The organism is Flavobacterium sp. (genome assembly GCF_040379285.1).
GTDB lineage: Bacteria > Bacteroidota > Bacteroidia > Flavobacteriales > Flavobacteriaceae > Flavobacterium.
The window spans coordinates 1-26098 of record NZ_JBEILJ010000037.1; the positions used below are offsets into that span (position 1 = coordinate 1).

At 41.5% G+C, this 26098-nt stretch carries 21 protein-coding genes, 1 tRNA gene and 1 pseudogene; 13 read left to right on the forward strand and 10 right to left on the reverse strand.

Annotation, left to right across the window (positions count from 1 at the left end):
- Positions 1–104: 104 nt before the first annotated feature.
- A tRNA-Gln gene (locus ABWO12_RS08635) sits at positions 105–175 on the reverse strand.
- Between the two features lie 203 nt (positions 176–378).
- Here ABWO12_RS08635 and ABWO12_RS08640 point away from each other — a divergent pair.
- Both ABWO12_RS08640 and ABWO12_RS08645 read left to right on the forward strand, forming a co-directional pair.
- Positions 379–3579 (forward strand): glycosyltransferase family 117 protein, encoded by a 3201-nt coding sequence (locus ABWO12_RS08640; protein WP_353088421.1) that lies wholly within the window; start codon positions 379–381, stop codon positions 3577–3579.
- A 48-nt stretch (positions 3580–3627) separates the two neighbouring features.
- Positions 3628–4275, forward strand: coding sequence for a polysaccharide deacetylase family protein (locus ABWO12_RS08645; protein ID WP_353088422.1), 648 nt, complete (start codon positions 3628–3630; stop codon positions 4273–4275).
- Here ABWO12_RS08645 and ABWO12_RS08650 read toward each other — a convergent pair.
- Both ABWO12_RS08650 and ABWO12_RS08655 read right to left on the reverse strand, forming a co-directional pair.
- On the reverse strand, positions 4259–4555 hold the full coding sequence (locus ABWO12_RS08650; RefSeq protein WP_073363488.1) for a thioredoxin family protein: 297 nt from the start codon (positions 4553–4555) through the stop codon (positions 4259–4261). The two genes, ABWO12_RS08645 and ABWO12_RS08650, sit on opposite strands and share 17 nt — an antisense overlap.
- 75 nt (positions 4556–4630) lie before the next feature.
- Positions 4631–5866, reverse strand: a complete 1236-nt coding sequence (locus ABWO12_RS08655) for a metallophosphoesterase (protein WP_353088423.1) — start codon at positions 5864–5866, stop codon at positions 4631–4633.
- Positions 5867–6078: 212 nt separating this feature from the next.
- On the opposite strand from ABWO12_RS08655, the gene polA reads away from it, so the two are divergent.
- Entirely contained in the window at positions 6079–8925 is a 2847-nt protein-coding gene (polA, locus tag ABWO12_RS08660) for a DNA polymerase I (RefSeq protein ID WP_502902922.1), read from the forward strand.
- Positions 8926–9332: 407 nt separating this feature from the next.
- Here the strand turns inward: polA and ABWO12_RS08665 are convergent, their stop codons facing one another.
- Both ABWO12_RS08665 and ABWO12_RS08670 read right to left on the reverse strand, forming a co-directional pair.
- Positions 9333–9851, reverse strand: coding sequence for an ankyrin repeat domain-containing protein (locus tag ABWO12_RS08665; protein WP_353088424.1), 519 nt, complete (start codon positions 9849–9851; stop codon positions 9333–9335).
- Complete coding sequence (locus tag ABWO12_RS08670) at positions 9851–10876, reverse strand: LacI family DNA-binding transcriptional regulator (protein WP_353088425.1); 1026 nt, start codon at positions 10874–10876, stop codon at positions 9851–9853. The genes ABWO12_RS08665 and ABWO12_RS08670 overlap by 1 nt, the downstream gene beginning before the upstream one ends.
- Before the next feature lie 260 nt (positions 10877–11136).
- Here ABWO12_RS08670 and rplM point away from each other — a divergent pair, with 260 nt between their 5' ends.
- The 4 genes from rplM to tsf all read left to right on the forward strand — a co-directional run bounded on the left by rplM (position 11137) and on the right by tsf (position 13863).
- Positions 11137–11592 (forward strand): 50S ribosomal protein L13, encoded by a 456-nt coding sequence (rplM, locus tag ABWO12_RS08675; RefSeq protein ID WP_073363497.1) that lies wholly within the window; start codon positions 11137–11139, stop codon positions 11590–11592.
- A complete protein-coding gene (gene rpsI / locus ABWO12_RS08680; protein ID WP_073363499.1) occupies positions 11592–11978 on the forward strand; it encodes a 30S ribosomal protein S9 in 387 nt (128 codons plus the stop codon). Before rplM ends, rpsI begins: the two co-directional genes overlap by 1 nt.
- A 145-nt stretch (positions 11979–12123) precedes the next feature.
- Entirely contained in the window at positions 12124–12915 is a 792-nt protein-coding gene (gene rpsB, locus ABWO12_RS08685; RefSeq protein WP_353088426.1) for a 30S ribosomal protein S2, read from the forward strand.
- Positions 12916–13038: 123 nt separating this feature from the next.
- A complete protein-coding gene (gene tsf, locus ABWO12_RS08690; protein ID WP_353088428.1) occupies positions 13039–13863 on the forward strand; it encodes a translation elongation factor Ts in 825 nt (274 codons plus the stop codon).
- A gap of 680 nt (positions 13864–14543) precedes the next feature.
- Here the strand turns inward: tsf and ABWO12_RS08695 are convergent.
- The 4 genes and pseudogenes from ABWO12_RS08695 to ABWO12_RS08710 form a co-directional block, all read right to left on the reverse strand.
- On the reverse strand, positions 14544–14669 hold the full coding sequence (locus tag ABWO12_RS08695) for an IS3 family transposase (RefSeq protein ID WP_353088429.1): 126 nt from the start codon (positions 14667–14669) through the stop codon (positions 14544–14546).
- A 154-nt stretch (positions 14670–14823) separates the two neighbouring features.
- A pseudogene (gene trxA, locus ABWO12_RS08700) lies at positions 14824–15156 on the reverse strand (thioredoxin); the annotation flags it as partial.
- Positions 15157–15256: 100 nt separating this feature from the next.
- Positions 15257–19765 carry a DNA polymerase III subunit alpha gene (gene dnaE, locus ABWO12_RS08705; RefSeq protein ID WP_353088431.1) on the reverse strand — a complete coding sequence of 1503 codons (4509 nt, stop codon included), beginning with the start codon at positions 19763–19765 and terminating at the stop codon, positions 15257–15259.
- A 139-nt stretch (positions 19766–19904) separates the two neighbouring features.
- On the reverse strand, positions 19905–20657 hold the full coding sequence (locus tag ABWO12_RS08710; protein ID WP_353088433.1) for a DUF6252 domain-containing protein: 753 nt from the start codon (positions 20655–20657) through the stop codon (positions 19905–19907).
- 182 nt (positions 20658–20839) lie between these two features.
- Here ABWO12_RS08710 and ABWO12_RS08715 point away from each other — a divergent pair, with 182 nt between their 5' ends.
- The 6 genes from ABWO12_RS08715 to ABWO12_RS08740 all read left to right on the forward strand — a co-directional run bounded on the left by ABWO12_RS08715 (position 20840) and on the right by ABWO12_RS08740 (position 25461).
- Positions 20840–21451 (forward strand): 30S ribosomal protein S16, encoded by a 612-nt coding sequence (locus tag ABWO12_RS08715; protein WP_353088435.1) that lies wholly within the window; start codon positions 20840–20842, stop codon positions 21449–21451.
- 17 nt (positions 21452–21468) lie between these two features.
- Positions 21469–21993, forward strand: a complete 525-nt coding sequence (rimM, locus tag ABWO12_RS08720; protein WP_353088437.1) for a ribosome maturation factor RimM — start codon at positions 21469–21471, stop codon at positions 21991–21993.
- 84 nt (positions 21994–22077) lie between these two features.
- On the forward strand, positions 22078–22428 hold the full coding sequence (locus tag ABWO12_RS08725) for a four helix bundle protein (protein ID WP_353088439.1): 351 nt from the start codon (positions 22078–22080) through the stop codon (positions 22426–22428).
- A 109-nt stretch (positions 22429–22537) separates the two neighbouring features.
- Positions 22538–23248 (forward strand): tRNA1(Val) (adenine(37)-N6)-methyltransferase, encoded by a 711-nt coding sequence (locus ABWO12_RS08730; RefSeq protein WP_353088440.1) that lies wholly within the window; start codon positions 22538–22540, stop codon positions 23246–23248.
- An 89-nt stretch (positions 23249–23337) separates the two neighbouring features.
- A complete protein-coding gene (locus ABWO12_RS08735; RefSeq protein ID WP_353088441.1) occupies positions 23338–24069 on the forward strand; it encodes a BamP family beta-assembly machinery protein in 732 nt (243 codons plus the stop codon).
- Between the two features lie 213 nt (positions 24070–24282).
- Complete coding sequence (locus tag ABWO12_RS08740) at positions 24283–25461, forward strand: acyl-CoA dehydrogenase family protein (RefSeq protein WP_353088442.1); 1179 nt, start codon at positions 24283–24285, stop codon at positions 25459–25461.
- A gap of 69 nt (positions 25462–25530) precedes the next feature.
- Here ABWO12_RS08740 and ABWO12_RS08745 read toward each other — a convergent pair.
- The coding region (locus ABWO12_RS08745) for a zinc-dependent metalloprotease (protein ID WP_353088443.1) at positions 25531–26098 on the reverse strand (568 nt) is incomplete at its 5' end.

Sequence of the window (26098 nt, forward strand, 5' to 3'; positions counted from 1 at the left end):
CGCCCAACGCCCAGTTGTGACTTTTAAAATCTAAACAAACAAAATACTGGTTCTCCTAGGCTTTTGTGTAAAACAAAAAACCCGACAGTACGTCGGGTTTTTTGTTGGTCTACAAGGATTCGAACCTTGAATGACTGAACCAAAATCAGTAGTGTTACCGTTACACCATAGACCAATATTGCGGGTGCAAATTTATGGCTTTTTTTTATTTAAGCAAACGTTTTGCAATTTTTTAGGTTCTTTTTTTAGGCACATACGAAAACACATCCCCGTGCGTTAGGGGAAGGCATGTAAATCAGTTTTTTAGAATTTTTTGTTAACCCATGGAGCAATACACAAAAAAATAGTTTCTTTGCACCATAATACTTAAACCATACTATGACGCCTTTTGACTTTAAAAAGTGGAACAACATTCTAGGTTGGACAGCTTTTGCGATCGCTTTACTTTGCTACAGCCTTACCGTAGAACCAACCATGAGTTTTTGGGATTGCGGAGAATACATTGCTACTGCAGCCAACTTAGAAGTAGGTCACCCTCCAGGAGCACCACTTTTTCAAATGCTAGGAGCCTTCTTTGCGCTTTTTGCAGTGAGTCCCGATAAAGTTGCACTCATGGTGAATATGCTCTCGGTTTTTTCGAGTGCCTTTACCATTTTATTCCTTTTTTGGTCGTCGTCCTTGCTTTTACAAAAAATTGTAAACCGATATACTTCACTCCATGAAACCAATCTTAAAGTGATCTTAGGATCTTCATTCGTTGGAGCGCTAACCTTTACCTTTTCCGATAGTTTTTGGTTTAATGCGGTTGAAGCCGAGGTATATGCCATGGCGATGTTCATGATTGCCCTATTGTTGTGGCTTGGATTGCGCTGGGAAGCCGACATGGAGAAACCTCATGGGAATCGATGGTTACTATTAATTAGTTTGATGATCGGACTTTCCTTTGGCGTTCACTTCATGGCGTTGTTGACCTTACCCTCCATCGGATTTTTGTATTTCTTTAAAAAATACCCCAAGGTGACCGTCAAGAGTTTTATCCTTGCCAACGTCATTATTATTGCCATTCTATTGTTCATTTTTAAACTACTTCTGCCCTACACCTTAGCGTTCTTTGCTAAAACAGAAATCTTTATGGTGAATTCTTTTGGATTGCCATTTAATTCGGGGACACTTATCGCCTTTTTGGCTATTGTCGGGTTCTTCTATTTTGCGCTACAATACACCCGCAAAAAAGAAATGCCTGCGGTCAATACCGCTTTGTTGTGCATTCTGTTTGTCTTAGTTGGTTTTTCTACCTGGTTAATGCTTCCTGTGCGTGCCAATGCGAATACACCTATCAACGAAAACAAACCCTCTGATGCCGCCGAAGTACTGGCTTATTACAACCGTGAACAATACGGATACAACCCATTATTTTACGGCCCGCAATACACTGATATGTTTGCTGGAGCCGACGAAGAGGAACCCTATTTGGATAAAAAACCAAACTATGAGCGCGACGAAAAAACAGGCAAATATGTCATCGTTAACAATTACGAAAAAGCCGAGCAGAACTCCAATAGCAAACACCGCGCCATCCTCCCCCGTTTGTGGAGCAATGACAATGTAAAAGGGTACATGAACTTTATAGGAGTGCCGAAGTTTACCATCAAACCTGAGTTTGCCGACAATCAAGAATTAGTTGAAGAAGTAGCCGCATTTCGTCAAGCGTTCAATCAAAAAAGAGTGGATAATGAAGACTATATCAGCTTTTTGAAATACTATAGCGAATATATTGAGGTAGAAAAACCTACATTTTGGCAAAACATCAGCTTTATGGTCGAATACCAATTTGGCTATATGTATGGCCGCTATTTACTGTGGAACTTTGTTGGACGTCAAAACGACAATCAAGGGCGCTACGACAACCTCGATGGCAACTGGATGTCGGGAATTAAAGCGATAGACGAAATGCATTTGGGTTCGCAAGACAATTTGCCCGACGATGTTAAAAATAATAAAGGGCGCAACTTCTATTATTTCTTACCTTTCTTTTTGGGCTTACTTGGACTAATGTACCATGCCCAACGGGATTTAAAATCGTTCTACGTGTTGCTTACCTTATTTTTATTTACGGGGTTGGCCTTAAAAATTTATTTGAACGAGCGTCCTTTCGAACCTCGTGAACGCGATTACGCTTTGGTAGGCTCCTTCTTTGTATTTGCGATTTGGGTTGGATTTGGCGTATTTGCCCTCTACGAAATGATCGCAGAGAAAATCAATGCCAAAACGGCAGCTTGGTCGGCAATTGCCGTATCCTTTTTGGTGTCACCCATCTTAATGGCAAAAGAAAACTGGGATGATCATGACCGTTCCAACCGCTATACGGCAATTGCGATGGCGAAAAACTACTTAGACTCGTGCGATGAAAACGCAATTTTATTTACTATTGGTGACAACGACACTTTCCCGCTTTGGTATGCGCAAGAAATTGAAGGATACCGCACCGACGTGCGCATTGTAAATACGAGTTTGTTGATGACCGATTGGTACATTGATCAAATGAAGCAAAAAACCAATCTTTCAGAAGGGCTATCGATTTCTTTCTCGCACAGCCAAATTGTAGCCGACAACCGCGATGTGATTTTATTCCATAAGCAAACTGAAAACCGTTGGAATTTAAAAGACTTTATCGAATTTGCGAAAAGCGAAGATACCTTAACCACGATCGAAATGCAAAGTGGACACCGTCTTCATTTCTTCCCAACCAATAAAGTCCGTATCCCTGTGGATAAAACTTCCATCTTGAAACATAAAATTGTAAATGCCAAACAAGCCGATTCCATTGTTCCTTACATCGATTTGGACATCAAAGGTGGTGCGTTGTACAAAAACCGTTTAATCATGTTGGACATCCTCAACAATAACAATTGGAAACGTCCGATTTATTTTAGCCCAGGAAGTTTTGGGGACGACGATTATTTGTGGATGAAAGATTTCTTGCAATTGGATGGTATGGTGTACAAGTTAGTTCCAATCAAAACACCGGTGATTGAAGAAAATTATCCCGACATGGGGCAATTGGACACCGATAAAATATACCAATTGATTATGAACTGGAAATGGGGCAATGGCGAACGAACCGACATTTACCACGATCCTGAAACCCGCCGCAACTGCATTTCCTACCGTGGTAACATGGCCCGAACCATGGATGCCCTTATTGCAGAAGGGCGTATTCCCGAAGCGAAAAAAATTATCGAGCTTGCACTTGATAAAATGCCTTTTAGCTATTATGGCTACTATTTAACGCTAGAACCATTTGCCAATGGGTATTATAAAGTGGGTGAAAAAGAAAAAGCCCACGCGTTGATGACCCAACTTTTTGCAAAATACCAACAAGAATTGTTGTACTATACAACGTTCTCCCCCGCTGACAAATCGTTTATGGCAACGGATATCGTATCGGCTATTGAACGATACCGTAGCTTGCTTCGCGTAAGCAAGAAAAATGGCGATATTGACTTCTATCAAAAAAATCGCCAAGCCTTCAATCAATACAATGCCCGATTCCCGCAATTTGACCGCGATAAAGAATAACTGAAAAATGCTCTGTAATAGGAGCATTTTTTTTGCGATATTGCAGCCATGATGCGATGGATAAAAATACCGTTATGGTTAAAAAAATGCACCCCAAATTTGGTTTGGGACATTCCGCAAACCGAACGGGTGGTGTACCTCACCTTTGATGATGGACCAACGCCTGAAATCACCCCATGGGTTCTAGAAACGTTGGCCGCCTACCATTTTAAAGCTACTTTTTTTCTTATTGGAAATAATTTGGCGCAGTATCCCGATATTGCACAATCCTTGATCAAAGAAGGCCATGGCATCGGAAACCACACCTACCATCATCGCAACAGTTGGAAAACATCCCGTGTGGCGTATCTTGAGGACATTAAGGCCTGTACAACGAGTATGGAGACCCATTTGGGGCGCACTCCTTTGCTGTTTCGTCCGCCGTACGGCAAATTAAAACTTGGCCAACCGCAACAGTTGCGCTCCCACAATATAATTCCTGTAATGTGGGATATTCTTACGTATGATTGGGATGTAAATACAACCCCTGAAGATTGCCTAAAAAGTATTACCAAAAATGTACAACCGGGTAGCATTATCGTTTTTCATGATAGCAAAAAAGCCTTTGGCAACCTGAAAAAAGTATTACCAAAGGCTCTAGCCTATCTTAAAGCACAAGGATATCGCGGTGAAATCCTTCCTAAATCTGATCTTTAACCAATGCAATCAAGGAGTTGGCATCCAATTCTCCAGACTGCCGCCATACCATTTGACCGTTTTTGTAAATCATTAACGTTGGAACCCCTTTAATACGTAGGGCTTCTGCCAGCTCTTGATTTTTATCCACATCAATTTTAATCACTTTTGCCTTATCGCCTAAGGCCGCAGCAACATCGCGAATCACCGGATGCATTGAAACAGAAGATTCGTTCCATTCGGTGTAAAAGTCGATTAAAACAGGGACTTGTGCGTTGATAAGTTCTCCAAATTTCGACATACAATCAATCGGTATTTAGCATTCTTCACCCAAAGTAAAGAAAAATTAGGATACAAAGGTACTATTTTTAACAAATTATGCGACAGGACAGCGTTTTTTTAGTGTAAGCACTGTGATTTCAGGCATAATTCCTACGCGACCAGGGTACGCATGAAACCCGAAGCCGCGATTTACGTACAAGTATCGCCCCGTATGTTCATACAATCCCGCCCATTGTTTATACACATACTGTACGGGAGACCATTTGATAAAACCGGGAATTTCTATACCAAATTGCAAGCCGTGTGTATGTCCTGATAACGTTAGATGGTATACCTCAGGATGCGATTTAACTTCCACCTCCCAATGGCTGGGATCATGACTCATTAAAATTTTAAACGCATTGGGATCCAATCCGGCTGAGGCTTTGGCTAAATCCCCTGCTTTTTTGAACTTCACACCCCAATTTTCAACCCCAACCAAAGCGAGTACCGAAGCGCCTTTTTGAATGTTCACGTGCTCATTGCGTAGAAGTTTAAAATCAATTTGACGGTGTAAATCGATAATGTCTTTAAAATTTTGCTCTTTTTCTGCCGCGGAATTCCACTCGATATATTCTCCATAATCATGATTTCCCAACACCGAGTATTTTCCAAACGGATGGGATTTAATTTTCGAGAATAAATCAACCCAAGGGTGCATCTCTGTAGCATGCGTGTTGACAATATCGCCTGTAAACAAAAGCATATCCGATTCTTGCGCATTAACAATGTCGATAGCATGAGCAATTTTCTCGGCATCGTCAAAACTTCCGCTATGGATATCCGAAATTTGCGTAAAGGTAAATCCGTCGAAATCGTCGGGCAAATCGTCAAAATACAAGGTTTCTTTGCGGACTTTAAAATTGTACTTTCCTTTAGTCATTCCATACACCAAGGACAAAAAAGGTACCGCAGCCAATCCGATAGCCAGTTGACTTACGAATTTACGGCGGGCAGGAATATAGGACTCTTCGGCATCGTATTGGACAAAAAAGTTTTTAGCTCCCAACACCGCCCGGAACATATCTTCAGCTAAAAGCACCAAAATCATAATCAACTTGGGGACTAATACCAACAACAATAACCCAATAGTCAACATGGTCATCGGCGTCTGTCCTACTTTTCGGTCAAACTTGGTGAATTGGTAAAACACAAAAAACAATGTCCCCAACGACACGGCAAGATAGGTCCATTGCACCCATTTGGTTTTGGTTACCGTACGAACCGCTTGAAACGCATACAATTCAATAAGCGTCAACAGGATCAAAAGAATCAACAATCGAAAAGTCATATGTGATTATAAAGCGCAAAGGTATTGTAGGTCAGTATAAGTCCGCTTTAAATTTAAGGAAATTTTAACCGCTTTTGCTTTGACATTTTCCCTGTATCTTCATTGGAAAAGATTAAAAGGGAAATTTCAACCTTTGCCCTCAGATTTCAACTTGAATCCTTACATTTGAGGACCCACTCAAATCCAACATGAATGGGTCTAAATGAGTTATTATGGAACAAAAACGCTTATTCCTCCTCGATGCCTACGCGCTTATTTTTCGTGGGTATTATGCCTTTATCAAAAATCCACGTATCAACTCCAAAGGCATGGACACTTCAGCTATTATGGGATTTATGAACTCCCTGATGGATGTGATAAAACGCGAAAAACCCGACCATTTGGCCGTAGCTTTTGATAAAGGAGGCAGCGATTACCGTTTGGAAATGTTTACCGAATACAAGGCCAACCGTGACGAAACCCCAGAAGCCATTAAAATTGCAGTCCCTTTCATTCAAGCGCTGCTCCAGGCCATGCACATTCCGATCATTGAAAAAGCAGGCTTTGAAGCCGACGACTTGATCGGTACGTTAGCGAAAAAAGCAGAGAAAAAAGGCTACAAAGTATATATGGTGACCCCCGATAAAGACTTTGGTCAATTGGTTTCGGAAAATATTTTCATGTACCGACCCGCCCGAATGGGAAACGATATTGAAATCTGGGGGGTGGAAGAGGTAAAACAAAAATTTGAAATCAACGATCCGCTGCAAGTAATAGATTTCTTGGGTATGATGGGCGATGCGATCGACAACATTCCCGGACTTCCTGGAGTAGGTGAAAAAACGGCAAAAAAATTACTGGCCGAATTTGGTTCCATGGAAAATCTCTTGGCCAATACCAACCAATTAAAAGGCGCCTTGAAAGACAAAATCGAAGCCCACAAAGAGCAAGGACTTCTTTCCAAAAAATTGGCGACTATTTTATTGGATTGTCCTGTCGAATTTGACGAAAAAGCCTTTGAATTAAGTCGTCCCGATGTTGAAAAAACCGATGCCTTGTTTCAAGAATTGGAGTTTCGCCAAATGAAAGCGCAGTTTGACAAGCTTTTTGGACAAGGAAATTATTACGATGCTATTGACACAAGTAATGGTGCTTCGGAAATGGTTGTAGCTAAAAAACCTACCCCAAAGAAAACCCCCGAAAATCAAATGGATTTGTTTGGGTTTGTAGACGATGAAGAAGCATCCTTTACGTCCACAACATATGCCACTTTAGAAATGACGCCGCACTTGTATCAAATCATGCAAGGAGACTTTCCAATGCAGTTATTGTTGCAGAATTTACTGAAACAAACCGCTGTATGTTTTGACACAGAGACCACCGGTATTGATGCTAAAAATGCTGAATTGGTGGGGATTTCTTTCGCTTGGGAAAAAGGAAAAGCCTACTATGTACCCGTGCCCGAAAATCAAGAGGAAGCACATAAAATCGTAGCCCAATTGCGTCCCTTTTTTGAAAATGAAACCATTGAAAAAATCGGACAAAACCTAAAATACGATTTAAAAGTATTGGCCAATTACGGAATTTCCGTGCGAGGCCCCCTTTTTGACACCATGATTGCGCATTACCTCATCAATCCCGATATGCGACACAATATGGACGTGTTGAGCGAGACCTATTTACAGTATGCGCCACAGTCCATTGAAACCTTGATTGAAAAAAAAGGAAAAAACCAACGTTCCATGCGCGACGTTCCGCTTGAAGCCATCAAAGAATACGCCGGGGAAGATGCCGATGTAACCTTGCAACTCAAAGCGCATTTTCAACCGATACTCGAACGTGTGGGGACGAAAAAGCTCTTTGACGAAATCGAAATTCCCCTGATACAAGTCTTAGCCGACATGGAACGTGAAGGCATTCGCTTGGATGTGACTTACCTCCAATCGATGTCGGCCGATATGGCGCTTGAAATTCAAGCCTTGGAACAAAAAATTTATACCTCCGCCGGAACATCGTTCAACTTGGCGTCACCAAAACAATTGGGTGATATTTTGTTTGATAAAATGAAAATTGGAGGGCAGAAACAAAAGAAAACCAAAACTGGACAATACGCTACGGGGGAAGAAGTACTCAGTTATTTGGCCCATGAACACGAAATTGTACGCGATATCCTTGAGTGGCGTCAGCTGGTGAAATTACAAAGCACGTATGTTGAAGCTTTACCGCATCAAGTGGATGCCAAAACCCAGCGCGTTCACACTGATTATATGCAAACCGTAGCAAGTACCGGCCGATTGAGTTCAAACAATCCCAACCTGCAAAACATTCCGATTCGTACCGAACGGGGCCGTCAAATTCGTAAAGCCTTTGTGGCAAAAAATGAAGACTATGTTTTACTGTCAGCCGACTATTCTCAAATCGAATTGCGTATTATCGCAGCTTTGAGTGGCGAAGAAAACATGATCAAGGCCTTTCAAAACAAAGAAGACATTCACCGCAGTACCGCCGCCAAAGTATTTCAAGTTGCGCTAGAAGAAGTCACCAAAGAACAACGTAGCAATGCCAAAACGGTCAATTTCGGTATCATCTATGGGGTTTCTGCTTTCGGGCTATCCAATCAAACAAGTCTCTCGCGAAGTGAAAGTGCTGCCTTGATTGAAGCGTATTACCAAACCTACCCCAAATTGAAATCGTATATGCAAAACCAAGTCGATTTTGCCCGAGAAAACGGCTATGTAGAAACGATTTCAGGGCGCCGTCGCTATTTAAAAGACATCAATTCGGCCAATGCGGTAGTGCGAGGAGGAGCCGAACGCAACGCGGTAAATGCCCCAATACAAGGATCGGCTGCAGACATTATCAAAATCGCCATGATCAATATTCACCGAAAACTAACCACCGAAAATTGGCAATCCAAAATGTTGTTGCAGGTGCATGACGAATTGGTGTTTGATGTGCATCGATCTGAACTGGAAGCGATTCAAAAAATGATCAAACACGAAATGGAACAGGCCTTTCCGATGGCCGTCCCACTCGAAGTTGAAATGGGCTTTGGCGAGAATTGGCTGGAAGCGCATTAGCAGTGTTCCATGGGCAGTTGAACCATAGATTATGTGATTTCTACTTCGTCGAAATGAACTGTGTTAATTTCGAAGATGGCCTATTTGCCGTAGGAATGAGAAATCACACTACGGAAATAAAACGGTTAGCGGTTATCAGTCACAGTCATCCGTGTTAAGTAGTGATCTCAGGGGATCGCCCCGAAGACCTAAATCAGTGGCTTAGCAGCTTTTATTTGTTAATAATACAATTTCTAGGAAAATAGGGTAACATGATGTTGGCACTAAGTTTCACGAAGTTTAATTGAAGTAGATAATGTTTTTTTACACAGTGATCTTAACGACTAAGAATCTCAGAATCCCACGGGAGCATATTTTCTATTTTTTAAGATATCTATTTTTGGCACGTAGTAATTTCTACTACCCCCTCATCCCTTCAACAAGGCAATAATCGCGTCATCGCCGGATTGCACGGCGTACTCAAAAGCGGTCATGCCCTTACCGTCTTTGGCTTCACGGCGTGCACCATGCGCCAAAAGTTGTTGGATAATCGAGATATTTTTGAACTGAACAGCAAAATGCAAAGCCGTATTTCCTTGTACATCGGTCAAATTGGGATCGGCTTTATAGTCCAAAAGTAAACCGACCACCTCGGCATTACCCCGCACCACCGCCGCCATCAAAGCCGTTCCCTGATCGGAAGTATAATTTACAGCAACCCCCGCTTCCAACAACACCTTTACAACAGGCGTATTACCTTTATAACAGGCAAGGATTAAAGGAGTGAATCCCGCGGGACTCACGCAATCAAACGCACGGGGTTGGGTAGCCAATACCGAACGTACCGCCTCTTCCGAACCCTTACGGGCCAAATCAAATACATCGGGTGTGGGTTGCGCTCCTAAAAGAAGTGGAAACCAAAGTCCACAAAACACCCACCGCCACATTAGGCCAACCGTTTAACAGATTCACGTTGGCGCAATTCGGTAGCAATGACCGTAGTTCGGGGTTTGTAGGGTTCCCCTTTATGTTCTAAGCGCTCAATCAACATACGCGTTGCAACTTCCCCAATCTCGGGACCGTGCTGACTCACTGTAGACAAACTCGGTGTTAAACGGCGCGACCAAACGCCATCGGCAAAACCGATAACGGCTAATTCATCGGGAATGCGAAGTCCTTTTTTTACCGCCATTTTCATTGCCGTCACCGAAGCATGTTCGTCGACCGCAAAAACAGCATCTACCTTATGTTTATCAAAAAAACCAGTGGCCTTTTGATCAAAATCTTCTTCCGAGTTGGATAAAATGACATGCTGAGTATCGATCGTCAGTCCGGCATCAGCCATGGCTTTTCGAAATCCTTGCGCGCGCAACTTAGCGACACTCAAATTGTCAATGGCCGAAAACAATGCAATCGTTTTATTTCCCGTTTTAATCAAATGTTGGGTCGCATTCACCGCCGAATCAAAATCATCGACAATTACTTTATCACAATGCACTTCATCGGCAATACGGTCAAACATCACAATGGGAGTCCCCTCATTGAGGATTTGCTTAAAATGATCAAACTGTTGCAGTTTCTGTGCTTCTTCACAAATCGATAAAATAAATCCGTCAATGGCGCCATTACTCAGCATTTCCAACGCAGCAATCTCTTTTTCAAGCGACTCGTTTGAAATATATGTCATCACCTTGTACCCTTTTTCATCAGCTACTTTCTCGATACCCGTAAACACTTTAGCAAAAAAAGAATTTAATATATTAGGAATAATCACACCAATGGTCTTGGTTGAACGGTTTTTTAAATTCAACCCAATGGCATTCGGCTTGTAGTTTTTCAACTTGGCATATTCCTGCACCCGTTGCTTGGTGGGCTCGCTGATTTCGGGACTGTCATTCAGGGCTTTGGACACGGTAGATACCGAAACACCCAATTCTTTGGCAATTTGTTTTAACGTAGCTTTTGATTTCATAGCAATGGACTTTGACGAGCGTAAATTTAACAAATTTAAAAAGACGAAAAATGAATTGCTGCTTTTTCCCGCGAAATAAATTTATGCCGCTTCTCGCAAACGCCCATCCCGCTAAGATAGCCCGCTAATCCCCAAAATTTTAGGAATCAATAAAATAAATAAAATGGAGGTTTGGATATAAAAGAATAAATTGTACTTTTGCACTCCCTTATCCCGAAGCCTCGGGGAGGGAAAGGAATGTTTAATTTAAAATAAGTACTGTGAACACATTAAGCTACAAGACAGTTTCAGCCAACAAGGCTACTGCAGACAAGCAGTGGATTGTTGTGGACGCTGAAGGTCATAACTTAGGTCGTTTAGCTTCAAAAGTAGCGATGCTTTTGAGAGGTAAATACAAACCAAGTTATACCCCGCACGTTGATTGTGGTGATAACGTTATTGTTATCAACGCTGAAAAAATCAACCTGACTGGTAACAAGATGGAGGATAAAACCTATATCCGCCATACCGGTTATCCAGGTGGTCAAAGAAGCTTATCTGCCAAAGAAATGTATCGTAAAAATCCTGCGATCATGGTAGAGAAAGCTATCAAAGGAATGTTACCCAAAAACAAATTAGGGGCACAATTATTCCGCAATTTGAATGTATACGTTGGCGCTGAGCACAAACATGCAGCTCAAACACCAAAAACCGTTAACTTAAACGATTTGAAGTAATGGGAACAATTCACAAAATTGGTCGTAGAAAGACCGCTGTGGCACGTGTTTACGTTTCAGAAGGAACAGGTAAAATCACGGTAAACAAAAGAGAGTTCGAAAACTACTTCCCCACAGCTACGTTGCAATACAAAGTATTACAACCGTTAGCCATGACAGACAACGCTTCCAACTTCGACGTTAAAATTAACGTATACGGTGGAGGTTCAACTGGTCAAGCGGAAGCCGTTCGTATGGCTATTGCGCGTGCTATGTGCGAAGTGGAAGCTGAGAACAGAGCAATCCTAAAACCAGAAGGATTACTTACCCGTGATCCACGTATGGTAGAACGTAAGAAATTCGGTCAGAAAAAAGCACGTAAGAGATTCCAATTCTCGAAACGTTAATCCGTTTTTCCTACCCTTAAGTTTGAAATTAATCTGTTGCCGTTATTCCTTTTGTCAAAGGAAGTTAGTTTAGCATCTAAATTATCCCAAAAAGCCCTCAAAAGCCCGATAATTGCTAATCAACGGAACGTAAACTAGTAAAAAAATGGCAAATAAAATAGACGTAAAAGAATTATTAGAGGCCGGTGTTCACTTTGGACACATGACCCGCAAGTGGGACCCCAACATGGCGCCTTACATCTACATGGAGCGCAATGGGATCCACATCATTAACTTGTACAAAACCGCAGCCAAAATTGAAGAAGCGAATGAAGCTTTGAAAAAAATCGCTGCCTCTGGTAGAAAAATCTTATTCGTAGCTACCAAAAAACAAGCCAAAGACATCGTAGCTGAAAAAGCGGCCGCTGTAAACATGCCTTACATCACCGAAAGATGGCCTGGAGGAATGTTGACCAACTTCGTAACGATTCGTAAAGCCGTGAAAAAAATGGCAACTATCGATCGCATGAAGAAAGACGGTACTTTCAACACCTTGTCGAAAAAAGAAAAATTACAAATCGATCGTCTTCGTGCTAAATTGGAGAAGAACTTAGGTTCTATCGCCGATATGTCAAGACTGCCTGCAGCCTTGTTCGTAGTAGATATCAAAGCCGAGCACATCGCGGTAAAAGAAGCTCACAAATTAAACATTCCAGTATTTGCAATGGTGGATACCAACTCTGACCCTCGTCAGGCAGATTACGTAATCCCCGCCAATGATGATGCTTCTAAATCCATCGAAAAAATTCTTTCTCTCGTTACGGCTGCCGTTCAAGACGGATTGTCCAACCGTACCAACGAAAAAGAAGCCGATGATGCTCCTGAAGTAGAAGAAACAGTAGAAGCAGTAGCCACTCCTGAGGTTGCTGGTACCACTGAAGCTGCTGCTGAAGAATAAATAAAACACTAAATTCCAATGGAAGGATGCCAAATTCCTACGGTTTTTAGTAACCTGGAGTTTGAAATCCCGAAATTGGAATTTAATTTTAAACGAATTTTTTAATCAAAAAATAAAAAAGAAATGTCAACTATTACTGCGTCTGACGTAAACAAACTAAGAACCATGACCGGTGCCGGTATGATGGACTGTAAAAAAGCCTTGGTAGAAGCCGAAGGTGATTTTGACAAAGCAATTGAAATCCTACGTAAAAAAGGACAAAAAGTAGCCGCTAACCGTTCGGACCGTGAATCTACGGAAGGAGCTGTTATCGCTGCCGTGAATGCCGAACAGACTTCGGGAGCTATCATCTCGTTGAACTGTGAAACCGACTTCGTAGGAAAAAATGAAGGATTCGTGAAGCTTGCCCAAGAATTGGCAGCTTTGGCGTTGAACTTCGAAACCAAAGAAGACTTGTTAGCGGCCGATTTCCACGGAATCACCGTTGCAGAAAAATTAATCGAACAAACCGGTGTTATCGGTGAAAAAATCGAAATCGGTTCTTTCGAACGTTTACACGGTGCCTTCGTAAACTCATACATCCACGCAGGTAACAAAATTGCCACTTTAGTAGCCTTGTCAGCTAACGTAGCGGGAGCTGATGAAGCAGCTCGTAACGTAGCCATGCAAGCGGCTGCGATGAATCCTATCGCGTTGAATGAAGACGGTGTAGATGCCGATACTATCGCTAAAGAAATCGAAATCGCAAAAGACCAATTGCGTGCAGAAGGAAAACCCGAAGCTATGTTAGACAACATTGCCAAAGGTAAATTAAACCGTTTCTTCAAAGACAATACCTTGGTCAACCAAGATTACATTAAAGACAGCTCAATGAGTGTAAGTGCTTACGTAAAATCAGTAGAAGCTGGTCTTACCGTAACCGGATTCAAAAGAGCCGCTTTAGGTTAATTACTAATTCACCCTAAATACAAAACCCGATGCTTACTAGACTGCATCCATGAGTTTATTCAAAATTATAATTAATTTTGTTAATAATGAGTTCGATATTTTATCGAACTCATTTTGTTTAGATTAAATTCAATTCTTACGTTATTTTAATAGTTAATATATTCTTGAATTATTACTTTCATTTCAACTCTTTAATTCTATATTTTTAGGTAAAATAACTCTGATTTGATTATTCCAAAGAAAATTTAATTATAAAATATCTAAACAAGTGCTACTTGAAAAATAACACTTATTACTTGAACTTTCAATCCAAACAATTTCCTTTTCTTGACATACTTTGTGTGATTCCTTATTGTTTTAATAAATGCTTATACTGTTTTATTTGATATAGCCATCCTTGGTCTAAATGTAAGATTAGATTGGTATTGTCTGGTGTTTTTTAAATGCTTTTTTGAGCGTCACAGCTAATTGATTAAATACTAGTCTTTGGGTTAGTTCATAACTTATTATTTTCCCCGTTAAAAAAATCAATTATTGGCGATAAATACAATTTACCTCCTGCTATATTAAATTCTTTTACATCGATTGCCCATTTTTGATTTAGTGCCGTTGCTTTAAAATCTCGCTGTAAAACATTAGCAACTGTTTTACCTTGTTATCCTTTGTATGATTTGTATATTTTACTGGAATAATACTTTTAAGCCAAATAATTTAATTAATCTTGGAACTGTTTTATGATTGACAATTAACCCTTTGTTGCTCAACTCGTCAGTAATTCTTCTATATCTTTTTTGAAATACCAACATAAAATTGATGATTGTTGGTGTATTTTAAATCTTACTTAAGTTTAAATTCTGGTGTAAAAACTTCTTTTTTTTCATAAAAAATGCCCCTAATAGTGTCTTACTTTTTGGGGCATGTTCAAAAAAAAATGGGATTTTATACACTTTCGTATATCCGTTATAATAACGCATCGATTGCATCGGTGTAGGCTTTCTTCGGAGCTACTCCTACTTGTCTTCCTACTACTTCTCCATTTTGGAACACCAATACGGTGGGAATGTTACGTACTCCATACTTGGCAGCAAACTCTTGATTGGCGTCTACATCGACTTTGCCAACCACAGCTTTGCCCTCATATTCAGATGAAATTTCATCGATTACTGGACCTACCATACGACACGGACCGCACCAAGCTGCCCAAAAATCAACCAAAACCGGTTTATCAGATTGCAATACTACTTCTTCAAAAGTAGCATCGGTAATTGCTAATGCCATGATATTCTTATTTAAGTTATGTTTTCTTTTTTAAAGCACAAATATAACCAAATCTATGGGCCCGCCATCGACATTAAGATTACTTTTAGTTATTTTTCAATTGGTGAAAACAATACTAATTCAATTTAAAATCGAGTTGCATTTTTTCTAATTCACTCAACAATTCACTTGAAATTTTAATTTTCACTTTACGGCTAGGCATGGCCAAATGCGTAACAACGCGAAGTTCCTCGGTATCGGCGGGCAATTCGTCTACAAAGGCCTCACTGTCCTCCAGCGTTTCATCGCCCTCAGCTGCGGTCACTTCAACCGATTTGATGATGGCTTCCGCTTTCTTTTTCACCCGTTCGAGCTCCATCACCTCAAAACTAATCGGATGTTCGCCTTTGTGCGCTTGAAATAAGGCCGCCAATTGTTCAATCATCGCTTGATGCAACTCTTGGATGTTCATTTGTATCACCAGCTTCTTCGCAAACGTAGGCAGTACATCGGCCAATAATTTGGCGTCTTGAAAGGTAATTCGAGGATCTGATTTTTTACCTGTCTCCCGATTCACCCAGCCTTCACGCACCAACAATTTAAAAAACACAAATTGATTGTTGACCAAAAAATGGCGGAATTTTAAATATTCTTCATCAAAAATGCGAAACTCATGGTTTTCGTCGTAGCCTTCCAAGGTAAACATGGCCCAATCTTTTCCATTTTTCCCGGTTTTGAACTGTACATTGGTCACAATCCCACCAAAAGTTAGTGTTTTATTGACCAACGACTCCAGCTGCTTCAAATGTTCCAAACGTACATTACAGAAATACTTCATTTCAAATCGATAATCATCCAAAGGATGTCCCGAAATATAAATCCCAACAACCTCTTTCTCCCTAGCCAACTTGGCCATAGTGGTCCACTCTTCACAGGGGGGAATTTGGGGTTCGGCAATTTGAATTTCACTGGCTTCGCCAAAAAGACTGACTTGCGCCGAATTTTCGTTTTCTTGAAACTTGGCACCATACCGAATGGCTTTTTCCAAGAAAGTAATTCCATCGCCATCATGGTGAAAATACTGGGCACGATGGGTAGCTTCAAAGCCATCGAATCCGCCTGCCAAAGCTAAATTTTCAAAGGCTTTTTTATTGGCTGCACGCAAGTCAATTCGCTTCGCCAAATCAAAAATAGAGCGGTATTTTCCTTCTTTTCGTTGCGCTACTATTGTATCAACAGCACCCTGCCCCACGCCTTTAATGGCTCCCATTCCAAAACGAACGGCATAATCTTCGTTTACGGTAAATTTATAAAACGACTCGTTTACATCGGGACCCAACACTTTCAAGCCCATACGTTTACACTCTTCCATAAAGAATGAAACTTGTTTAATGTCATTCATATTATTGGAAAGCACGGCCGCCATATACTCTGCAGGATAATGGGCTTTGAGATAAGCCGTTTGATAGGCGACCCAGGCATAACAAGTGGAGTGGGATTTGTTGAAGGCGTAACTCGCGAACGCTTCCCAGTCTTTCCAAATTTTATCCAGTTTTTCTGCATTATGTCCGTTGGCCACTGCTTGGTCGATGAACTTGGATTTCATTTTATCCAAAACATCTTTTTGTTTTTTACCCATTGCTTTCCGCAAAACGTCGGCATCCCCTTTGGAGAAGTTGGCTAGCTTTTGGGACAACAACATTACCTGCTCTTGGTAAACGGTAATGCCATAGGTTTCTTTCAAATATTCTTCACAAGCATCCAAGTCATAGGTTATTGGCTCTTCTCCGTTTTTACGACGAATAAACGAAGGAATATACTCCAAGGGTCCCGGACGATACAAGGCATTCATCGCAATCAAATCCCCAAAAACCGTAGGCTTCAATTCCTTCATGTACTTTTGCATTCCAGGCGATTCGTATTGGAAAATCCCTACCGTTTCCCCACGCTGGAACAATTCATAAGTTTTGACATCATCAATCGGGAAAGCATCGGGATCCAACTCAATGCCTGTGCGGTATTTCACCAGTTTACAGGTGTCTTTGATTAGGGTCAACGTTTTCAACCCTAAAAAGTCCATTTTCAATAACCCTGCACTTTCTACGACCGAGTTGTCAAATTGAGTTACAAATAGTTCAGAATCCTTGGCCGTTGCCACAGGAACATAATCGGTAATATCGCTCGGGGTGATAATCACTCCACACGCATGAATTCCCGTATTTCTTAAATTTCCCTCTAATACTTTCGCCTGTTGAATGGTTTCGGAACTTAAATCGCCACCATTAGCCAATTCAATGAGCTCTTTGACTTTATCAAATTCATCTGCGCGTAAAGCAGCCTTGAGTTTGTCATTTTCCAACGAGAAAATTTTGGCCAAATTCAGGTTATTCGGAATCAGTTTTGCAATTTTATCGGCCTCAAATAAGGGCAAATCCAATACCCGAGCGGTATCGCGCACCGAGGATTTGGCGGCCATAGTCCCGTAGGTAATGATTTGTGCTACCTGATTGGAACCGTATTTTTGGATCACATAATCCATGACTTTACTTCGTCCTTCGTCATCAAAATCAATATCTATATCGGGCATGGACACTCGATCGGGATTCAAGAAACGCTCAAAAAGTAAGTCGTAGGCAATCGGGTCGATGTTGGTAATTCCTAAGCAATAGGCCACAGCACTTCCCGCTGCAGAACCACGACCTGGTCCAACAGAAACTCCCATTCTACGGGCTTCTGCGATAAAATCTTGTACAATCAAAAAGTACCCTGGATACCCGGTTCGTTCGATGGTGGCCAACTCAAAATCGAGGCGTTCGCAAATTTCTTCGGTGAGTTCAGGGTACCGTTTTTCGGCTCCTTTGTAGGTTAGAAAACGCAAATAATTATTTTCCCCGCGTTTCCCACCATCTTCTGTGTCTAGGGGGTCTTCAAACTCTGTAGGAATTTCAAATTTGGGCAAAAGTACTTCACGGGCTAGATCGTAAATTTCAATTTTATCGACGACCTCAGCAATATTGGTGATGGCTTCGGGAAAATCGGCAAACAACTGCTTCATTTCGGCACCTGATTTGAAATAGTACTCCTGATTGGGCAAGCCAAATCGGTAGCCACGGCCGCGTCCAATGGGCGTAGACTGTTTTTCCCCATCTCGCACACACAAGAGAATATCGTGAGCATTGGCGTCTTCTTTTTTTACATAAAAAACATTATTGGTCGCCACGGTTTTAATATGATGCTTGCGAGAAAGATCAATTAATGCACTGTTCACGCGATTTTCATCCTCTTGATGGTGCCGCATGAGTTCGATATACACATCATCTCCAAACTGGGCTTTCCACCACAACAAGGCTTCTTCTGCTTGATGCAGCCCGACATTTAGAATTTTACTAGGCACTTCACCATACAAACTTCCGGTGAGCACGATAAGATCTTCTTTATACTGCTGGATGATTTCTTTGTCAATACGCGGCACATAATAAAAACCGGCCGTGTAAGCAATGGAAGCCATTTTGGTAAGATGGTGATACCCGCGTTTATTTTTGGCTAAAAAAACCACTTGATACCCGTTGTCCTTTCGGGTTCGATCTTTGTGGTTATCACACACATTAAATTCGCACCCTACTATAGGTTTAAGTACGGTTTCCGTGGGTGTTTCCCCTGCTTCAAGTGCTTGTTCATTTTTTTGTTTGGCTGTTTTATTGTGCGCCATTACATCCCGAACAAAGTGAAAGGCCCCCATCATGTTGCCGATATCGGTCATGGCCACGGCTGGCATTTTGTGTTGTACGGCCGCTTGTACCAAATCTTTTACCGAAATAGTCGATTGTAACACCGAAAATTGAGTGTGGTTATGCAAATGCACGAAATCGACTGTCGCCATTTCAGCCTGACCTTGTGCGATATCTTGATGAGAAATCGGTGTAGCTTGGGTGGGATTGGCTTTTTTGCGAAGTTTCTCTGATTCCTTTTTCAGGTTCAAATGGGTCAAACCAATCGGAGGAATAGGCTGAGGATTTCGCGCTTTAAATTGCTGAAAATAGTCGGGCGTAACACCGAGTTCGGTTTTGGTGAAAATTTCTCGTCGAATCAACTCCAAGAAACAGCGGGTTGTCGCTTCCACGTCGGCAGTGGCATTGTGCGCCTCCCCAAAAGGTTCCCCAAACAGGTATTCGTGTAATTCGGTTAGCGTGGGCAGTTTGTAACGTCCCCCGCGACCACCCGGAAGTTGCAACAAACCGGCTGTAACCTCGGTACACGTATCTAAAACGGGAAGTTGAGATAATGCAGTAGGAATTCCCGCGCGATGAAACTCACACCCCATGATATTGACATCAAAACCGACATTTTGCCCTACTATAAATTTTGTTTGGGCCAGTGCGGCATTGAATTTTAGTAGCATTTCACGTAAATCCACCCCGTACTTATGGGCCAACTCGGTCGAAATACCATGAACCCGTTCGGCATCATATGGAATATCATAGCCTTCGGGAATCACTAAATAATCTTGGTTGTCTATAAGATTACCCCATTCGTCATGCAACTGCCAAGCAATTTGTACTGCTCTTGGCCAATTATCAGTATCGGTAATAGGAGCGGCCCAATTGCGCGGTAATCCCGTAGTTTCGGTATCAAAAATTAAATACATAGTCGCTTTTAAGGCCTAAAAACACATTGCCTTTCGTTTCAAAAATACACTTTCGCCTGAGAAGATTCAAGGAATAGTTATCAACAAAAAAAGCTGTCTCGTTAAAGACAGCTTTCTAAATTTTGTGAAATTTTAACCCTTACGGTTCAGGGAAAATAGGAATTTGGTAGAAGGTCCCGAATTGGAAATTCACCAAGTCACCGCCTAAGGGGTTGGTGGTGGTTTGTACTGCATTAAATTTAAATTCTCCCGAAATTGTGGTTCCAGTATTTTGAGTAATTTTTATCTCACCATTACTTCCTTCTACATTGAGCACGCGAACACGTCCAAGCCCATTACCACCTACAACGGTAATTACATCGCCGGCTTTATACCCGTTTCCGGGTGACGCTACACGAGCCGCTGTGATCGCTCCTGCGGCATTTGTTGATAACGAAACCGTGAGTCCGCTACCAGTTCCTCCTGTAGTGGGATAGGAACCACTACACGTGACAACACCCGCTACAGTAGTACAATTGGCGGTATATCCCGACCCTCCTGCTACGATCCCTGAAGCGATATTGGCTACAGGTCCGTTGATGATTTTGGTTTCATACTCCAATTCAATGTCGTTGAACGAAGATTGATACGTCGCTTTGATACCTATATTAGAGGTACCAAAGAAATAGGTGCCAGGATTTCCATTTGCAACACGCAATTCTACCTCTTCATCTTCAGCCAATGCTACAAAACGAATGGCGTTGGTAGAGGCCGATTTATAGGCTTTTACATCAATTCCTCGAAATAAAATGCCGTCGCGATAGGCTTGAAAACCCGGATCGTTAAATTTAACTTCTTCTGAGCAAGAAGAAAAGGTCAACACAACTAGAAATAGGGCAATTAATTTTTTCATGTACGTAATTATTCGATATTTGTAATACAAAAATAGTTTTTTTAAGGAATTACACCCTATTTTTTATGGTTTTTATCGGACAACGCTATTTTTTTGAGTTCGAGTAATTTGAATTAAAATGTTTTGTATATTTGCGCCCTCAATAACCGGGGTCGTGTACCCCATAAACAAATCATTCGATTATGTCAGTAAAAATTAGATTACAAAGACATGGTAAAAAAGGGAAACCTTTTTACTGGATTGTAGCCGCCGATGCGCGTGCCAAAAGAGATGGTAAATTCTTAGAAAAAATTGGAATCTACAATCCGAACACCAATCCTGCAACGGTAGAATTGCACTTAGACAAAGCAGTTCAGTGGTTACACAATGGTGCACAACCTACAGATACTGCGCGTGCTATTTTATCGTACAAAGGAGCTTTGTTGAAGCATCACTTGGATGGTGGTGTTCGTAAAGGCGCTTTGACGCAAGAGCAAGCCGATGCTAAATTAGCCGCTTGGTTGGAAGAAAAAGCAGCTAAAGTAAACGCTAAAAAAGACGGTTTGTCTAAAGCGAAAGATGATGCTAAAGCAAAAGCATTGAAAGCTGAAAAAGAAGTTAACGAAAAACGGGCTAAAGCCGCTGAAGAAGCCTTGAAAACAGCTGAGGCTGAAGCAGCAACGGAAGAAGTAACTGAAGAAGTAGCTGAAGTAGCTACTGAAGAAGTAGTGGCTGAAGTAGCGACAGAAGAAGCTCCTGCGGTTGAGGAAGCTCCAGAAGCTCCTGCTGCTGAAGAAACTAGCGAAGAAGCCTAATTCGTTATCAAGCGGTAATGCGAAAGAAAGACTGTTTCTATCTCGGCAAAATCGCGAAAAAATTTAGCTTCAAAGGAGAAGTCCTACTCTATTTAGACACGGATCAACCCGAATTATATGAAAATATGGAATCAGTTTTTGTCGATTTAGGCAAAAATATGGTTCCATTTTTTATTGAAACAGCGCAACTCCATAAAGGAGATTTTCTCCGCGTCAAGTTTGAAGACGTCGATACCGAAGCCGAGGCCGATGAAATTCTAGGAAGTGAAGTTTACCTCCCCCTTTCGGAGCTTCCTCCTCTTGAGGGAAATCAGTTTTATTTCCATGAAATTATCGGGTTTGCCGTGGAAGATCAGCGCTTAGGTCCCATAGGCGAAATTGTAGGCGTAAACGATACGACGTCCCAGCCCCTTTTTGAAATTGAATGGAATACCCGCCAAATTCTTGTTCCCATGATTGACGATTTCATTATCGAAGTGAATCGCGCCCAAAAGAAAATTGTACTCAATACACCGGTGGGATTGGTGGACTTATATCTTTAAGAAATTCCAATAGTTAAAATCCCTCCCGAAATTTCGGGACCAATAGTTTAAATTCTCATAATATAAACGCCAAACACCCATTGTATGAATAAACCCCATGACTTGGAGGAAAGAACGTATTTATTTGCAAAAAACTGTCGGATATATGTCCGAAAACTCCCCAAAACAATTTCAAACCTAGAAGATGGAAAACAACTCGTTCGTTCATCGGGTTCGGTTGGGGCGAATTATATTGAAGCAAATGAAAAACTTGGTGATAAAGATTTTTTATTTCGAATAAAAGTATCCCGAAAAGAAGCAAAAGAATCGAAATATTGGATACGATTACTTCAAGAATTGAATCCTGATTGTACTAAAAGTTCTCTTTCACTATTGGAAGAAGCCGATGAATTAAGAAAAATATTTTTCTCGATTATATCCAAAAGTTCTACCTAATTTTGACATTTGGAATTTTCCAAATTGAAGTTTCTCCATTTTGGAATTTCCTCCATTTTGGAATTTGGGATTTTTTTATTGGAATTTAAAACAATTGATTTTAACACTTATGTTTCAATTTAAACAATTCACCATTGAACAAGACCGCTGTGCCATGAAAGTAGGCACCGACGGGGTACTCTTAGGCGCTTGGGCGCCTTTGGACCATCATCCGTTTTCGATTTTGGATATTGGAACAGGCACCGGACTCATCGCTTTGATGCTTGCCCAACGGAGTGCTACCAAACACATAGACGGCCTTGAAATCGATGCCGATGCTTTTGAACAAGCCGTTGAAAATTTTGAATACTCTCCTTGGAACGACCGTTTGTTTTGCTTTCATGCCTCGCTTGACGATTTTATGGAGGAATTGCAAGACGAAGAATATGATTTGATTGTTTCCAATCCACCCTTTTATATGGAAACCGTTTCTTCTGGCAGTGAACATCGCGATCGTGCCCGTCAAAATCAATCGTTGCCTTTTGAAGACATCATGGAAGCCGCAGGTATTCTTCTTTCGGAGTCTGGAGTACTTGCCCTTATCATTCCTTCCAAAGAGGAGGAACGAATTATTGATTTGGCTCGCGAGAACGAATTGTATCCTTTTAAAATTACCCACGTACAAGGCACCCCCACTAGCCCTGTAAAGCGCAGCCTTCTTGCCTTTTCACGAGAACATCGTTCCCTGACTACCGACAGTATGGTTATCGAACTCGATCGCCACCGTTATACCGATGCCTTTCGCACCCTTACAAACGATTTTTATTTGGATAAAAAATAAGGCCATAATAGATATTCCCTAGAATTAACAAAATTTTGGAATAGGAGCGCTTAGGGAATTTGTACCTTCGTTTATCTAACAACTCACCAATGAAAACGATCCTAAGTTTCTTTTTCCTTCTCTTTGCTTTCACCGATACCATAGGTCAGAGTTTTCGCATTCAGGGCACTTTGCGCTCGCAAGAAATGTGGATTGCAAAAGCCGATATTGCCAATACACGAACACAAAAACATGCAACGTCAGCGCCCGACGGTTCTTTTTCTATTGATGTGGCGTTAAATGATGTGCTTTATATTGTACACCCTGATTTTGAAATAAAAAAAATCACTATTGTAAGTGAAACCGTTTGGCTCTACGATATTGAACTTACCCCCAAAGCGATTCAATTGGATGAAGTTGCTGTCGACAATCTAAGCAATGTCAAAGTAAGTGTCAGCCCAGGCGAGCAACGTTTGGCAGAGATTAAAAAAGAGGAAATGCGCACGTATACTGGAGTGTATGACGGATCCATGCCTTATGGGGTGAATTTTGTATCGTTGTTTAAAGGAATTGGGGAACTTTTTAAAAAGAAAAAAGAGGAACCTACAGCAAACGCCGAATCCCTCGACCAATATATAAATCGTCATTTTACAGAGGATTACTGGACGACAACCTTACGCTTAAAGCCCGAGGAAAAAGCGCCATTTTTAAAGTTTTGCATGGAAGATCCCCAACTGCAAACCCTGTTGGCACGGGAGAATGGTTTGGAGTTGACGGAATTTTTTCTGCAAAAAAAGAAGGCATTTCAAGCACAAACCGTCATTGTAGCACCCAAGCCTTAGCCTTCTGACCTGCCTGCCGGCAGGTGGAAGCGGCATCCTCCCGACGCGAGGAGGGAGACCTCCCTTCACCGGAACGCAAGTACAGCGAAAAGCAGGAAAAAGCTTCAAAAAATAACAATTGTTCGTTTTATTCTGAAAGGCGTTTTGTTAAATTTGCAAACGATTTCGTAAAGTAACAATCCGACGGTAAATCCGTTAACAACAAACAAACACATGAAACCAGACTTATTTCAAGCTCCCGACTATTATTTGTTGGATGATTTATTGACAGACGAACATAAATTGGTACGTGAGGCTGCTCGTGCTTGGGTGAAACGCGAAGTTTCTCCGATCATTGAGGACTACGCGCAACGTGCTGAATTCCCAACACAAATTATCAAAGGGTTGGGAGAAATTGGTGGTTTTGGCCCTTACATTCCCGTCGAATATGGTGGTGCAGGATTGGATCAAATTTCGTATGGTTTAATCATGCAAGAGATTGAGCGCGGGGACTCTGGGGTACGTTCAACCTCATCGGTGCAATCGTCTTTGGTGATGTATCCGATTTGGAAATACGGAAATGAAGAACAACGTATGAAGTACCTTCCCAAATTGGCAACGGGTGAAATGATGGGTTGTTTTGGACTGACCGAGCCCGACTTTGGGTCGAATCCCGGCGGTATGGTTACCAACTTTAAAGACATGGGCGACCATTATTTGTTGAATGGTGCCAAAATGTGGATTTCGAATGCTCCGTTTGCGGATATCGCAGTGGTTTGGGCGAAAAATGAAGAAGGTCGTATTCACGGATTAATCGTTGAACGCGGCATGGAAGGGTTTTCTACTCCCGAAACGCACAACAAATGGTCGTTACGCGCTTCGGCGACAGGAGAATTGATTTTTGACAACGTAAAAGTTCCCAAAGATAATTTATTACCCAACAAATCCGGAGTGGGTGCGCCGCTAGGCTGCTTGGATTCGGCGCGTTATGGAATTGCTTGGGGAGCGATTGGCGCTGCGATGGACTGTTATGACACCGCTTTACGTTATGCGAAAGAGCGCATCCAATTTGACAAACCGATTGCAGCCTATCAATTGCAACAGAAAAAATTGGCCGAGATGATTACCGAAATCACCAAAGCCCAATTATTGACGTGGCGTTTGGGTGTTTTGAGAAACGAAGGAAAAGCGACTACTGCTCAAATTTCGATGGCAAAACGCAACAACGTGGATATGGCGATCAACATTGCGCGTGAGGCCCGTCAGATATTAGGCGGTATGGGAATCACGGGAGAATACTCGATTATGCGTCACAGCATGAATTTGGAATCGGTGATTACCTACGAGGGAACGCATGATATCCACTTGTTAATCACTGGGGCTGATATTACGGGAATCCCAGCATTCAAATAAAATAACTTCCTTTTATACAAAAAATGCTTCACGAGTTGTGAAGCATTTTTTTTGGCATTACATGAGATTTTACTTTGGATTCAGCGCTTGATCAATTCTGGCAATTAAATCAGCGATATGAAATTTACTTAAACGATCGGTTGTCATAGCATTGGCCACTTTCAATTGATTTTTCAGTTCTATCAAATGACCGCGTGCAATCGAAGGTAAATCGGTATCGACCATAACGATGCGTCTTCCGTTAAAATTGGCCACCGCACTTTTTTCTAATTTAATCGCATCAATCAATTTAGAAACAAAGGATTTTTGAAGATTTCTTCGGTATACATCAATCGCAGTATTGGATTTAAGTTCCGAGAAAATTCCGTTTTTCAAATCGTTCATCAATTCGTCTACCGAGTAATTATCTTTTCCTAACGAAGCGGTTTCCATCAAACGGGCCATTCGATCCAACGACATTAAACTGGAGAGCGTACCTTCTTGTATTCCACGCATGAGTTCGACTCCTTTATCGGGATAAATTTTTGCCAAGATATTTTGATCCAACAACCAAGTAGGTGTTTTAAACAATTGCTTATTCAAAAAGTCTACCGCTTCATTTTGAATGCTTGACGGCACCGTTTCGTATTCGTTGCCC